Raw genomic sequence first — 12,983 nt, forward strand, 5'->3', positions numbered from 1 at the left:
CCCTCCGGCGATGGCGCCCCTAGCGCAAGCTCTCTTCCTTCAGGTCTATCTCTCGCAGCACCTCATAAAAGGTGATATCGCTAATGTTGTGGGCGCGACGCAGCCGGAACAGCTCCTGACGCTGGGCGATAATGACCTCTCTTTGCATATATTTCTCCAGCCTGGCGCGCTTAGCCAGCTCCAGCCCGACGTCCTGCCCTTCGTCATTGTCGTTATAGTGCAGCCGCCGCTGGTAGGTTTCCAGCAGCATATTGCCGGCATCAGCCCGCAGGGCCTGCTCAGTCGGATCCTCCACCGGCTCGTCGAGTAGCGCATTCAGCCGGTTGATAGCCACTTCGGTCATGACGGCGCCAATATCGTCTTTGCCGGTGTCATGGGGTAAATCATCGGCAAGATAGCGGGTCATGAACGGCAGACCGATAGCCGCCACCACCAGCGACATCAGGATCACCGCCATTGAGAGAAAGATCAGCAGTTCGCGGCCCGGGAATGGTGAACCATCCGCCAGCACCGCCGGCAGCGTCAGAATACCGGCGAGCGTCACGGAGCCTTTGACCCCCGCCAGCGCCATGACGGCGAGGATGCTGAATCGCGGACGGACGGTGATGGCTTTGCCCCGGCGTTTGCGGCGAAAAATGGTCAGCGTCATCGACAGCCATACCCAGGCGAAACGCATCAGACCGAGCGCGAGAGTGATGGCCACGGCGTACAGCAGCAGATACCAGGGCGAAGGGACGCCGGCCTGGCTGGCTACCGCCGGCAACGTCCTGAGCATGCGGGGCAACTGCTCGCCCAGCATCAGGAAGATCATCCCGTTGAGGGTAGTCTGCAGCATGGACCACACCGCGCTGCTTTTCATGCGCGTCGCGGGTAGCCGGGGCCCCGACAGCTGTTCATAGTGCATCGCAATGCCGGCGGCGACGGCGGCAAGAATGCCGGAGACATGGAACGCCTCGGCCAGCAGGTAGGCAGCGAAGGGGATAAGCAGGCTGATCAGGATCTGGATGGCCGGCTCCTCGCGGGTGCGCCGCACCAGAAAGTTATTACATTTGCCGGTGACCCACACCACCACGAGCCCACTGAGGATGCCCCCGAACGCCATCAGGAAAAACTTCATCACCGCCTCTCCCGGGGAGAAGCTGCCGGTCAGCACCGCGGCGATGGCGAAATTAAAAGCGACGAGGCCCGAAGCATCGTTTAACAGCGATTCCCCTTCGAGGATATGCGCCATCCGGGAAGGAAGCGGCGAGCTGGCGGTCATTGCCGATACCGCCACCGGATCGGTGGGTGACAGAATCGCCGCCAGGGCAAACCCCGCCGCCACGGTGATCGCCGGAATAAGCCAGTGAATAAAAAGGCCAATGCCGAGGATAGTGACCATCACCAGGCCTATCGCCAGCGACAGAATCGGCTTCATATCGCGGAAAAACGCGTCTTTCGGGATCCGCCAGCCATCAAGGAAAAGCAGCGGCGGGATAAACAACAGCAAAAAGATGTGCGGATCGAAATCGACCTGAAAACCACCGGCGGCCAGCGCGGCGCCCGCGGCGATCTGGATCAGCGGCAGCGGCACTTTAACGGGCAGAAGATGGGAAATGAACACCGTCACCACGATGGCCATCATAAAGACCAGCACAATAGCGATTAGCGACATTCATCCCCTCCTTTGACGGCAATATTCATTCTGTACATCAGGCTGTTATTCCTTTTTCGCAGGTGTGGTTTCGGCGGCGGGTTATTTATCCAGACGCCGATAATAAAGGACAGGCTTTCCTGCCTTGCGGCGTTATTATTTAAACTGAGGTGGCAACCGGCGCCCCTTCAGGGGGGACAATGTGTTTTATCATGCCGGAGTTGTCAATCCGCCAGAGTCTGCAAATCATCGCCAGCCCGGCAATATAATCGCTACCATTCATCCTTATCATTCCGTGGCGGCCGGAGAGATATATGGTCAGCGGAATAGTCTCAGCGGATTGATATTCTCTGCAGCAGCCGCGCGGAGAACCACGCATTAATAATTGATGATAATCCGCGTAGCCTTCATAAGCCGACTGCCTGGAAATCCCGCCCTTCTCTGCCATACATGGCTTGCCCCCCACCGGGATTGGGGGTACCCTGACAAACAATTAAACCATACGGTCTAAATGATGAATCCCGCTACCTCCGCCAACCAGAAGCCCCGCCGCGGCCGACCGCCAAAGGCCGATCGCCAGTTTGTCGACACGCGACAGGCGCTGATCCGCTCGGGCCTGGAGGTGCTGACCGAAACGGGCTATCTCGCAGCGGGTATTGATGCGGTGATCAAGAACATCGCCGTGCCGAAGGGGTCGTTTTACCACTGTTTCAAAAGCAAGGAGGCCTTTGGCCTCGCCGTGCTTGCCGCCTATGGCGACTACTTTGCGCATAAATTAGATAAATTCCTGCTGGACGACGCCGTGCCGCCGCTGGAACGGATGGCGGCCTTCGTGCGTGATGCCGGTCAGGGAATGGAGAAATACCAGTTTCGTCGCGGCTGCCTGGTAGGCAACCTGCTGCAGGAAGCTCCCCTGTTGCCCGAGGCATTTCCCCAGCGGTTGCAGACCATCCTGGCGGCATGGGAGGCGCGCGTGGCCCGCTGCCTGCACGAGGCGCGGGCTGCCGGGACGATCGCCAGCGACACCTCGCCGGAGGCGCTGGCCCAGGTGTTCTGGATCGGCTGGGAAGGCGCGGTGATGCGCGCCAGGCTGGTCCAGTCCGCCGCTCCCCTTAACCAGTACTGGGATTTCTTTGCGCACACTATGATGACAATAACACCTGCACAGGACGGCGATAGCGCCGATAACTCCCTTCAGACGAGGAATACTCAGTCATGAAAGCATTAGTTCTGGACCAGATTGACAACCGCACCGTGGCCACCGTCAAAGCGATTGACCTGCCCGCCCTTACCGAAGGCGACGTGCGGGTCGCCATCGACTGGTCGAGTCTCAACTATAAAGATGCCCTGGCGATCACCGGCAAAGGCAAAATCATCCGCCAGTTCCCGATGGTGCCGGGGATTGATTTTGCCGGCCGGGTAAGTGAAAGCCGCGATCCGCGCTTTGTTCCCGGCCAGGCCGTGATCCTCACCGGCTGGGGCGTGGGCGAAAACCACTGGGGCGGTCTGGCCACCGAGGCCTGTGTCAAAGGCGACTGGCTGGTTGCCCTGCCGGAGGCGCTCAGCGCGCGCCAGGCGATGATCATCGGCACCGCCGGCTTCACCGCGATGCTGTGCGTCGATGCCCTCGTCAGCGCGGGCATCACCCCGGAAAGCGGTGATATCCTGGTCACCGGCGCCAGCGGCGGGGTCGGCAGCACCGCCGTGGTACTGCTGAAAGCGCTCGGCTACCGGGTGACGGCCGTATCGGGCCGCGAGTCGACGCACGACTACCTTCGCCAGCTCGGGGCCGACGCCATCCTGCCGCGCAGCGACTTTGCAGAGACCCGCCCGCTGGAGAAACAGCTGTGGGCGGGCGCGGTGGATACCGTTGGCGGCACGATGCTGGCCAAAGTGCTGGCGCAAACGCACTATCGCGGCTGCGTCGCCGCCTGCGGTCTGGCCGGGGGCTTCGATCTGCCAACCACCGTGATGCCATTTATTCTGCGCAATGTGCGTCTGCAGGGGGTGGATTCGGTGATGGTGCCCACCGCAGAACGCGACGCGGTGTGGCAGCGTCTGGCCCAGCTGCTGCCGGAAAGCTACTACCAACAGGCAGCCACCGAAATCACGCTGGAGCAGGCGCCAGCGTATGCCGCAGATTTCCTCAGCAACAATATTCATGGCCGCACGCTGGTCAACATCGGCCAGTAATCCTCTCCTCCCGGCGCCCCACGGCGCCGGTCCCTGGGCGATCCTGACATATCATTTCCTTCCCCACGGGATTATGATGACGCGAACGAATGGCTTTGCGAGTGGTAAAGAACGTAAATGGATGTCATAAGCATCATTATGGCGGCGGGCAAATCGTCCGTTGACGTCGCGCTGTATACGCTGTTGCCGATCATGGTGATCATGCTGATTATCATGAAATATCTGGAGGTCCGCGGCATCCTCGATGTGATTGTGCGCTGGGTTGCGCCATTGCTGAAGCCCTTCGGCTTAACCGGAATGAGCGCCTTCGCCCTGATCCAGATTAACTTTGTCAGCTTCGCCGCCCCGCTGGCCACGCTGTCGATTATGGACAAACGCGGCGTTTCTGACCGGCAAATGGCCGCCACCCTGGCCATGGTCTTCGCCATGGGGCAAGGCAACGTCTTTTATCCCCTCACCCCTTTCGGCCTGCACTGGCTGGCCTCGATCGTTATCTCAGTGGTCGGCGGCCTGTGCGCGGCGGCGGTCGCCTGGCACGTCACCGGACGGCGCCTATCGGTCGCCGAGAACCCTCGCGCGGAAGCGCTGCCCAACGCCGAGCAGAACAGTCAGGGCATTCTGGCGGTGATCAACAGCGCCGGCTCCGACGCCATCCGCCTGGCGCTCGGCGCGGTGCCGATGCTGATCCTGTCGTTAACCATTGTCGGACTGCTGCAGGGCGCTGGCGTCATCGACCTGCTGCAGCAGCTGCTGAAACCGGTGCTCGGCTGGCTGCATATTCCGCAGAACTTTGTCCTGCCGGCGCTGGTGAAGTGCGTCGCCGGGGGCACCGCTTATTTTGGCGTCATTTCCGAGCTGATCCAGCAGGGCAAAGTCACCGTCAGCCAGGTCAACGCCTCGGCAGGCCTGCTGATCCAAACCTTCGATCTGCCCGGAATCGGTATTTTCCTCGGCATCAGCTCACGGTTTGTCCGCCTGTTTCGCTTCGTGGCTCCCGCGGCGATCGTCGGCATTCTGCTGCGCACCGTCCTGCACCTGATCCTCTTTTAACGCCTCCGCGCTGGCCTGCGCCTTCAGGCAGGCCACCACCGCCGCCTGCTCGCCGCAGGCGATATGCTCATCGACGCGGGCCAGCATCCACGGAAAGAAAGGATTGGAGGTGACGCGCATTAACGTCTCCAGCCCCACGCTCAGCGTCCCGGTCTCTCCGCGCAGTGAAATGGTGCCCAGACTAATGCCGTAGCGGTTCTTCTCGTCCGGCTCGCGACCATACAGCGAGTCGCTCAGGGGAAACGGCACTGCCACATGCGACAGGGAGTACATATCCGCCGGCCAGGCAAGGTGTAAAGGATAACGATGCTCTTCCCGTTCCTGCGCCAGCGTGGTACGGGCGATGGTCTGCAGGGTGTGCGCCGTCGCGTTGGTCACCACCGTCGTGGTATAGGCCCGCGGCGCCGGCGGCAACAGCGTATTCACCGCCGCATAGAGCGCGGGACGGAACAGGACCCGGAGATCCGCCGCCTGATTTATGTCGAACACCACCAGCTCGCTGCCGTTGTCCGGCAGGTAGCGATACAGGGACTCCACCACCGCCCGGGTGCTGACGGTGGAATCCATTATCGACTGAAAGGTGAGGACCGGCGGCAGCGCTTTCAGCGCCCCCTGACGGGACGCGCGAATAATCTGCTGCTGCAGCGCCTGGCTCAACAGCCAGGACTGTCTCGCCGCTTTTACCGGAAACGAGTTGTACTTGAACGGATTAAACTCAGGCGCCACGTTCAGCCAGGCCGCGCGGGCAAACGCCGGGAAGATGGACGGCAGCCCGGCGAGACCGGCAAAACGGGCAAACGCCGTCACGCCGATCATCGGCGACAGCAGGATAATCTGCTGCGGCTGGCGCAAGTGGCTGTCCTCCAGGCTATCAAGGGCATACTTCAGCGCCAGCGCGCCGCCGTTAGAGTAGCCGACCAGATGCAGCGGCACGTCCGCCCCGGCCAGGCGCGTCGCTTCCCGCACCGCCAGACGCGTTGCCGCCAGCCAGGTCTCCCAGTCAACGGCGGTTAACGCCCCCGGCGCGGTGCCGTGGCCCGGCAAACGCGGCGCCACCGCCACATAGCCCCGCTGCCGCCAGAGTTGCGCCAGATAGCGCACGCTGTAGGGCGAATCGGTCAGGCCATGGAGCAGCACCACGCTGCCGCGCGGCTTGCCCTGCGGCAACAGTATAAAAGAACGGTTCCAGTCCTGTGTAAACTGTCCCGGCCAGACGCGGCTGTGGCGATAAAAGCGGTTGACGGGGGTTTTATCTTCCTCCGGTAAAGCATCCATCACCTCGCGCTGGAGATCGGCGAAAATGGTCTTCTCCCGCGCCAGATATTGGGCAAAGGTCGCCTGGTCGATCTCTTTGGCCGCCATCTCATTGCCGCGCCAGGTATGCCAGCGATGCAGCGCCGGGCCGCGCTGCGACTCATAGATCCGTCCGGCGAGAAACATCACCAGCAGCGCCAGCACCGCAATGCTCCCTTTTTTCAGCAGTGAGCCGATAACGGCGCCCGACGTTCGCCAGTGTCGTAATAGATGCTTCATAACGCTCTCTCTGATATTTATCGCGTAGCCGAACGCGTTCTGCCCTATTCCTGACAGGCGCTTCTCACGGTCTGCTTTTCAGCATAGTCATCGCTTCCGGCAAATTAAACCCGGCAGATCATTCCCTGCCGGCAAAAAAAAACCTACCGCTGAGATCAACGTTTGGTCGCCTATTTTTAAACACTGCATAAACCAGCGGGATAATCTTATTGTCAGATTTTTAAGAAACATGAATTATCGGCGGATGTGACACCAGGAGAGGAAAAAAACAGATGGAGTGGTGGGTAAAAAAAGTCCAGGATAATTCTCCGTCCAGCCCCTGCCGCGTCGTGCTCCAGAGCGGCGCACTGGAGATGATCGCTGAGATTGAAGCCTGTCGCCTCCGCCTGCGGGAAGGGGATAAACTCACACCGCTGGCCGATGCGCGCTATTGTCTGAATAATAATCCGACGCAGACATTGAAGATCCGCAACGCCAGCCATTATAGCAGCGCGCGCTGGGCAAACGCCGGCAAATAAATCGAGTCCGGCCCCTGTGCCGGTATTGATCTGAGTATCTTCGCAACTGACAGATAAATTCCCCTTCGCCCTTTTCCCGCTGTGACATACTATCGGGAATGTCAGCAGACCTGAAACAAGGAGCGAATCATGAATAACAAGGCCGCCAGTCTGACCCCGGAACAAGCGCTTGCCGAGCTGGAATCGCGTTATGAAGCCTCGGTCACGGCGTTGCGCAAAGCCATCGGCGACTATATTGACCATCATACGCTCCCTGATACCGAAGCCCGCGCGGAAGGCCTTTTTGTCTATCCGCAGCTGTCGGTCTCCTGGGACGGCGCCGATCATAAAGCCCTTAAAACGCGCGCCTGGGGACGTTTCACCCATGCCGGGTGCTATACCACTACCATCACCAACCCGAAACTGTTCCGCCACTATTTGCTCGAACAGCTGACCCTACTGTATCAGGACTATGGCGCCCATATTAGCGTCGAGCTGTCGCAGCATGAAATCCCCTACCCTTACGTGATAGACGGTTCCACCCTGACCCTTGACCGTTCGATGAGCGCCGGTCTGACGCGCTATTTCCCCACCACCGAGCTGTCGCAGATTGGCGATGAGACCGCGGACGGCCTGTTCCATCCTACCGAGTTCTATCCGCTGTCGCACTTTGACGCCCGGCGCGTCGATTTTTCGCTGGCGCGTCTGCGGCACTATACCGGCACCCCGGCGGAACACTTCCAGCCCTATGTGCTGTTCACCAACTATACCCGCTACGTGGATGAGTTTGTCAGCTGGGGCTGCAGCCAAATCCTCGATCCTGACAGCCCCTATATCGCCCTCTCCTGCGCCGGCGGGATCTGGATCACCGCCGAAACCGAAGCGCCGGAGCAGGCCATTTCCGATCTGGCGTGGAAGAAGCACCAGATGCCGGCCTGGCATCTGATCACCCACGATGGCAAAGGGATCACCCTGATTAACATTGGCGTCGGCCCGGCCAACGCCAAAACCATCTGCGACCACCTGGCGGTGCTGCGCCCGGATGTCTGGCTGATGATCGGCCACTGCGGCGGCCTGCGTGAAAGCCAGGCCATCGGCGACTATGTGCTGGCCCACGCCTATCTGCGCGACGACCATGTACTGGATGCGGTGCTACCGCCGGATATTCCCATCCCCAGCATTGCCGAAGTGCAGCGCGCCCTGTACGACGCCACCAAGCAGGTGAGCGGGATGCCGGGCGAGGAAGTGAAGCAGCGGCTGCGTACCGGGACGGTGGTCACCACCGACGACCGTAACTGGGAGCTGCGCTATTCCGCTTCCGCGCTGCGCTTTAATCTCAGCCGCGCGGTGGCTATCGATATGGAGAGCGCGACCATCGCCGCCCAGGGCTATCGCTTCCGCGTCCCCTACGGCACGCTGCTCTGCGTCTCGGACAAGCCGCTGCACGGTGAGATCAAGCTCCCCGGTCAGGCCAACCGCTTTTATGAGGGGGCCATCTCTGAGCATCTGCAGTTCGGCATTCGGGCCATCGACCTGCTGCGCGCCGAGGGGGATCACATGCACTCGCGTAAGCTACGCACCTTCAACGAACCGCCGTTCCGCTAACCGGCAACGGGGGAAGAGAGAGGAAAACGCTGGCGTTCCCCGCAGGGGAGCGTCAGTGGCCGGGTGAGCGAGACAAACGTCCCGGCGGTGGCTGCGGATGTTGAGTCCGCAAGGAAACGGACAGACAGAAAAGCAAAAAGCCTGCTCGAAAGCAGGCTTTTTTAAATTTGGCTCCTCTGACTGGACTCGAACCAGTGACATACGGATTAACAGTCCGCCGTTCTACCGACTGAACTACAGAGGAATCGTGTGAACGGGGCGCATATTAACGATGACGCCGGACGCTGTAAAGCCTGTTTTTAATAAAATGAATCGTTTGCCGAATTATTCCTCACTTTGCGCAAAAAATGGCGTTTATCCGGCAAACGGATCAGGTATCCGGCGTTGAGGCCTTCACCCGCGGGTACTTCCACAGCCATCGGCCGCTCACCATGCGGAAGTAAAACAGCGCGCCGCGCACTGCCCAGTCGAGCACCATCCCTAACCAGACGCCGATCACGCCCATCCCCAGCACGATACCCAGCGTATAGCCCGCCACCACCCGGCAGCCCCACATGCCGAGCATCGACACCCACATGGTATAACGTACGTCACGGGCGCCTTTGAAGGCGCAGGGTAAAGTCCACGACAGCGACCAGATCGGCATAAACAGGGCGTTGAGCCACAGCAGCTGCTTCACTACCTCTTTTACGTCTTCTTCATGGGTATAGAACGAGGCGATAAAGCCTGCGAACGGGGCGCTGCCCCAGGCAATCAGCGTCAGAATAATGGTCGACAGCCAGAACACATGCCAGGCTTGGAATTCCGCCTGGCCAATCTGTCCTTTCCCCAGCCGCTTGCCGGTAATGATCGTCGAGGCGGAGCCGAGGGCGTTGCCCGGCAGGTTAATCAGCGAGGCCACCGAAAAAGCAATGAAATTGCCGGCGATAACGTTGGTGCCCATCCCGGCGACAAACATCTGGGTCAGCAGCTTACCGCCATTGAACAGAACCGATTCGATACTGGCCGGGATGCCGATCCCCATCACCTCCCAGATAATGGCGAAGTTAAAGGGTTTGAAGTAGCCCTTCAGCGACAGCCGCAGCGCGGGATTGAGGCCGACCATCAGCACCCAGATAGTGGCGATGGCGCCAATATAGCGGGCAATGGTCAGCCCGAGACCGGCGCCGACAAAGCCCAGCCCCGGCCAGGAGAAGAGGCCATAGATGAGCACGCTGCTGATTAGGATATTGAGGATGTTCATCCCGCCGTTGATCAACAGCGGGATTTTGGTGGTCCCGGCGCCGCGCAGTGCCCCGCTGCCGATTAGCGCAATCGCCGCCGCCGGATAGCTCAGCACCGTCAGCTCGAGATAGGTCAGCGCCAGGTCCTTCACCTGCGGGGTGGCATCGCCGGCGACAAAATTAATAATCTCCTGACCAAAAGCGTGGATCACTCCCGCCAGCACAATGGAAAACAGGGTCATAATGGCCAGCGACTGGCGCGCGGCCGCTCTCGCCCGCCGCCGATCTCGCTTGCCGAGGCTAAAGGCCACCACCACTGTGGTACCCAGATCGATAGCGGCAAAAAACGACATGATCACCATGTTAAAGCTATCGGCCAGGCCCACCCCGGCCATGGCCTCTTTGCCCAGCCAGCTGACAAGGAAGGTGCTCAACACCCCCATCAACAGTACACAGGCATTTTCCAGCAGAATGGGCACAGCGAGAGGGCTGATTTCGCGCCAGTACAGCACACGATAACGCTGACGTTTTTTAAACCAGGAAGTCCGTTCGACGGCCTGGTGTACGGCGGAGGTGACGTTCAAGAGAGACCTTAGTGAGAGATGTTGAAACAACATTTCAAATGATGATCGAGAAATGGATATCCTGCAAAGTATTTTTCCGTAATCATTGTCGGAAATGACAACAAATTGTTGATGGAAGCGGCAGTTGCACCTGAACGGGCGAATTGATGTTTGACAAAAGATTTTTCGCCGCTAAGATACGACTCCACACGATTCCTCTGTAGTTCAGTCGGTAGAACGGCGGACTGTTAATCCGTATGTCACTGGTTCGAGTCCAGTCAGAGGAGCCAAATTTAAAAAGCCTGCTTACGAGCAGGCTTTTTGCTTTCTTGCGTCTCTGGCGTTAACTCTGAATCGCACCCAGCCTGGCAAACACCTCATTGACAACGGCGTCAGGGCCGCCGCCCTACGCCCCAGGTATCCTCCATGAACGCGCCACCGCTCAGCCTGAAAAAGCGCCCGGCGGTAGGATGATTTTGCTGACGCTTGCGGGTGAGATAGCGTGGATGAATCACTCTGTCCCATGACTTTTAAGGAGGCGCCATGAACCTCAGACAACAGCAGCAGCAGGCGTTCGATCGCAGCGGAGAACCTCTTATTGTCGGCGACGTCAATCACTGTCCACTGCCGCCGGAGACCCTCGCCGCGCTGGCTGCGGATTCACCCTATGTGGTGCAGGTATACGGTTCGGGGCTGACCGGCGAGGTTTACCGGCTGCGCATCGCCGGCAAGGAGTACAATTTAAAGAAACGACGCGCCGTCGCCGGCGTTGCCAACCTTAACGGCCAGCTGTCGTTTTTAAACGAGGTACAGCGCCGGCAGGCGTTGCAACGGCTGAAGGATGACCCAAATACCGCGCCGCGCTTCACCCACATCGTCCCGACGCTGTATGCCGATTATCGCCTCGGCATCCTCCTCTCCCCCTGGATCGATGGCGAGGCGATTCACCAGCTGACCCCGCCGCTGATCGCTCAGCTGTTCACCACGCTGGAAGCCTGTGAGGAGCAGGGGCTGATGGAGTGGGATCTCTGTAGCGGGAACCTGCTGGTGGACCGGGAGGAGCAGCTGTGGCTGTTCGATTTTGGCTATATGTATCCCTTCGACCCGCTGAGAGAATTCAACAGCAACGGTCTGGCCGATCCCCTGTTTCACTTTGTCGAGCGCTTTGAGACCCGCTTCTTTTTTAGCTGGCTGATGACCCGGGTGCCCGATGCCGAACAGCAGCTGGCGCAGTATCGCGAGATGAAGCGGCTGGCGGTCGAAAGCTACCGGCGCAAGCTGGTCTGGCTTCGCGCCCGGCGGGCATCCCCGCAGGTGCAGGCTCATTTTCAGCAGATAACGGCGCGCTGGGAGACGGCGCTGGCGGACCCTGCCGCGCTGAGCCGGTTATTTGCCCTGGAGGCCTTCCGCTCACACGTGCTGGATATTGAAGACGACCTGCATGGCCAGTCCTGCACCTTGCTCACCCTGCAACGTATCGACTGGGTGATAGGCCAGCTGGAACAGCATTATGACTTTATCGCCGATCAGGGCGGCCTGTTTTATGACAACGCGGGGAAATCGCAGCAGGCGCTGCTCGGTGACTATGCGCAGAAGCGGCAGCAGGCACAGGAGTACCTGCTGAATGCCGCCGCCGCAAAGGATTAACGGCGCTCGCGCCCCTGTTTCTGCTTCGCCTGATACATCAGGCGGTCGGCAGTGGCCACCAGCGCGTTGAGACTGGGGTGGCTGGCGGGATCGTACTCCACGCAGCCCCAGGAGAACGCCAACTGCCAGGGGTGAGCCGCCTGCTGGTTGAAACGCGCCACGTTGTGGCTGAGCGTCTCCATCGCCGCCGCGGCATCGTGGCGGCTGGTATTGGCGAACAGAATAATAAACTCATCGCCCCCCTGCCTGGCGAGGATATCGGATTCACGGAAGGCGGCTTTCATCAAATCGGCGATGGCGATCAGCGCGCGATCGCCCTCTTCATGCCCCCAGGTATCGTTGATGTGCTTAAAGCGATCGAGGTCGACAAACGCCAGGCTGACCGGCTCATGACGGCGCTGGGCCGTCAGCAGGGCATACTCGGCCAGGGTGAGGAATCCCCGGCGGTTAAACAGTCCCGTCAGCTCATCAGAGGTTGCCGCATCCAGCACCTTGAACTCATCCTCCACGATCGCCGCCAGATCGCTTAAGATCTGCATTTCATGCGCGGAAAACGAACGCGGCTGATGGTCCATCAGACAAAATGACCCCACCGTCGCGCCATCCGGCAGCTGCACCGGATACCCGGCGTAAAAGCGGATAAACGGCGCCTGAATCACCAGCGGGTTGTCGTGAAAACGCTCGTCCTGCTGCATGTCGTTAACGATAAGCGGGTCGGTTTGCAAAATGGTATGGGCGCAAAATGAAATGTCTCTCGGCACCGTGTCTACATCCAGACCGGCACAGGATTTGATATGCAGCAGATCTTCCCCTACCAGGCTGATGGACGCCACCGGCAGGTTATACAGCGAACGGGCAAGCCTGGTCAGGCGATCAAAGCGTTCTTCTTTTCCGCTATTCAACAGCCCGGAAGAGCGAAGCGATTGCAGGCGACGCTGCTCGTCGGGATGAAGTCCGGCTAATTTCATTGTCTCTCTCTTGTCTCTTGCGCAGAATTCCACCGGGCTTCCCGCGGGAAACCCGGCGTTTTATCCTGCCA

10 protein-coding genes, 2 tRNA genes and 1 pseudogene are annotated in these 12,983 nt (G+C 59.8%); 7 read left to right on the top strand and 6 right to left on the bottom strand.

From position 1 onward, the window contains the following. Positions 1–19 precede the first annotated feature (19 nt). Entirely contained in the window at positions 20–1,654 is a 1,635-nt protein-coding gene (locus ABLX76_RS05735; protein ID WP_023290300.1) for a Na+/H+ antiporter, read from the bottom strand. 139 nt (positions 1,655–1,793) lie between these two features. Next, positions 1,794–2,081 (bottom strand): hypothetical protein, encoded by a 288-nt coding sequence (locus tag ABLX76_RS05740; RefSeq protein WP_142670073.1) that lies wholly within the window; start codon positions 2,079–2,081, stop codon positions 1,794–1,796. A 66-nt stretch (positions 2,082–2,147) separates the two neighbouring features. Here ABLX76_RS05740 and ABLX76_RS05745 point away from each other — a divergent pair. The 3 genes and pseudogenes from ABLX76_RS05745 to ABLX76_RS05755 all read left to right on the top strand — a co-directional run bounded on the left by ABLX76_RS05745 (position 2,148) and on the right by ABLX76_RS05755 (position 4,876). Continuing rightward, positions 2,148–2,973: pseudogene (locus tag ABLX76_RS05745) on the top strand (TetR/AcrR family transcriptional regulator). Beyond that, positions 2,912–3,826 carry an MDR family oxidoreductase gene (locus tag ABLX76_RS05750; RefSeq protein WP_224222706.1) on the top strand — a complete coding sequence of 305 codons (915 nt, stop codon included), beginning with the start codon at positions 2,912–2,914 and terminating at the stop codon, positions 3,824–3,826. The pseudogene ABLX76_RS05745 and the gene ABLX76_RS05750 overlap by 62 nt, the downstream one beginning before the upstream one ends. A gap of 117 nt (positions 3,827–3,943) precedes the next feature. Further along, on the top strand, positions 3,944–4,876 hold the full coding sequence (locus tag ABLX76_RS05755; RefSeq protein WP_048336040.1) for a nucleoside recognition domain-containing protein: 933 nt from the start codon (positions 3,944–3,946) through the stop codon (positions 4,874–4,876). Here the strand turns inward: ABLX76_RS05755 and ABLX76_RS05760 are convergent. Then, a complete protein-coding gene (locus ABLX76_RS05760) occupies positions 4,787–6,409 on the bottom strand; it encodes an alpha/beta hydrolase (protein ID WP_255987960.1) in 1,623 nt (540 codons plus the stop codon). The two genes, ABLX76_RS05755 and ABLX76_RS05760, sit on opposite strands and share 90 nt — an antisense overlap. A gap of 272 nt (positions 6,410–6,681) precedes the next feature. On the opposite strand from ABLX76_RS05760, the gene pmrD reads away from it, so the two are divergent. Together pmrD and ABLX76_RS05770 are read left to right on the top strand one after the other, a co-directional pair. Beyond that, positions 6,682–6,927, top strand: a complete 246-nt coding sequence (gene pmrD / locus ABLX76_RS05765; protein ID WP_032453423.1) for a signal transduction protein PmrD — start codon at positions 6,682–6,684, stop codon at positions 6,925–6,927. Positions 6,928–7,056: 129 nt separating this feature from the next. Further along, a complete protein-coding gene (locus ABLX76_RS05770; RefSeq protein WP_348874177.1) occupies positions 7,057–8,511 on the top strand; it encodes an AMP nucleosidase in 1,455 nt (484 codons plus the stop codon). 168 nt (positions 8,512–8,679) lie between these two features. Here ABLX76_RS05770 and ABLX76_RS05775 read toward each other — a convergent pair. Both ABLX76_RS05775 and ABLX76_RS05780 read right to left on the bottom strand, forming a co-directional pair. Next, positions 8,680–8,755 (bottom strand) — tRNA-Asn (locus ABLX76_RS05775). Positions 8,756–8,881: 126 nt separating this feature from the next. After that, positions 8,882–10,318: an EmmdR/YeeO family multidrug/toxin efflux MATE transporter gene (locus ABLX76_RS05780; RefSeq protein WP_348874179.1), complete on the bottom strand. Its 1,437-nt coding sequence runs from the start codon at positions 10,316–10,318 to the stop codon at positions 8,882–8,884. A gap of 193 nt (positions 10,319–10,511) precedes the next feature. Here ABLX76_RS05780 and ABLX76_RS05785 point away from each other — a divergent pair. Together ABLX76_RS05785 and ABLX76_RS05790 are read left to right on the top strand one after the other, a co-directional pair. Beyond that, positions 10,512–10,587: transfer RNA gene (locus ABLX76_RS05785), tRNA-Asn, on the top strand. Positions 10,588–10,840: 253 nt separating this feature from the next. Then, entirely contained in the window at positions 10,841–11,944 is a 1,104-nt protein-coding gene (locus ABLX76_RS05790) for an AarF/UbiB family protein (protein ID WP_048297839.1), read from the top strand. Here ABLX76_RS05790 and ABLX76_RS05795 read toward each other — a convergent pair. Beyond that, positions 11,941–12,912, bottom strand: a complete 972-nt coding sequence (locus ABLX76_RS05795; RefSeq protein WP_023290317.1) for a sensor domain-containing diguanylate cyclase — start codon at positions 12,910–12,912, stop codon at positions 11,941–11,943. The two genes, ABLX76_RS05790 and ABLX76_RS05795, sit on opposite strands and share 4 nt — an antisense overlap. Positions 12,913–12,983: the final 71 nt, after the last annotated feature.

It is taken from the genome of Klebsiella sp. JB_Kp004, assembly GCF_040065795.1.
GTDB lineage: Bacteria > Pseudomonadota > Gammaproteobacteria > Enterobacterales > Enterobacteriaceae > Klebsiella > Klebsiella quasipneumoniae.

Bases quoted from the DNA above. Each gene is read 5' to 3' on its own strand.
- ABLX76_RS05735 (WP_023290300.1), bottom strand. From the start codon at position 1,654: ATGTCGCTAATCGCTATTGTGCTGGTCTTTATGATGGCCATCGTGGTG.
- ABLX76_RS05740 (WP_142670073.1), bottom strand. From the start codon at position 2,081: ATGGCAGAGAAGGGCGGGATTTCCAGGCAGTCGGCTTATGAAGGCTAC.
- ABLX76_RS05755 (WP_048336040.1), top strand. From the start codon at position 3,944: ATGGATGTCATAAGCATCATTATGGCGGCGGGCAAATCGTCCGTTGAC.
- ABLX76_RS05760 (WP_255987960.1), bottom strand. From the start codon at position 6,409: ATGAAGCATCTATTACGACACTGGCGAACGTCGGGCGCCGTTATCGGC.
- pmrD (WP_032453423.1), top strand. From the start codon at position 6,682: ATGGAGTGGTGGGTAAAAAAAGTCCAGGATAATTCTCCGTCCAGCCCC.
- ABLX76_RS05770 (WP_348874177.1), top strand. From the start codon at position 7,057: ATGAATAACAAGGCCGCCAGTCTGACCCCGGAACAAGCGCTTGCCGAG.
- ABLX76_RS05790 (WP_048297839.1), top strand. From the start codon at position 10,841: ATGAACCTCAGACAACAGCAGCAGCAGGCGTTCGATCGCAGCGGAGAA.
- ABLX76_RS05795 (WP_023290317.1), bottom strand. From the start codon at position 12,912: ATGAAATTAGCCGGACTTCATCCCGACGAGCAGCGTCGCCTGCAATCG.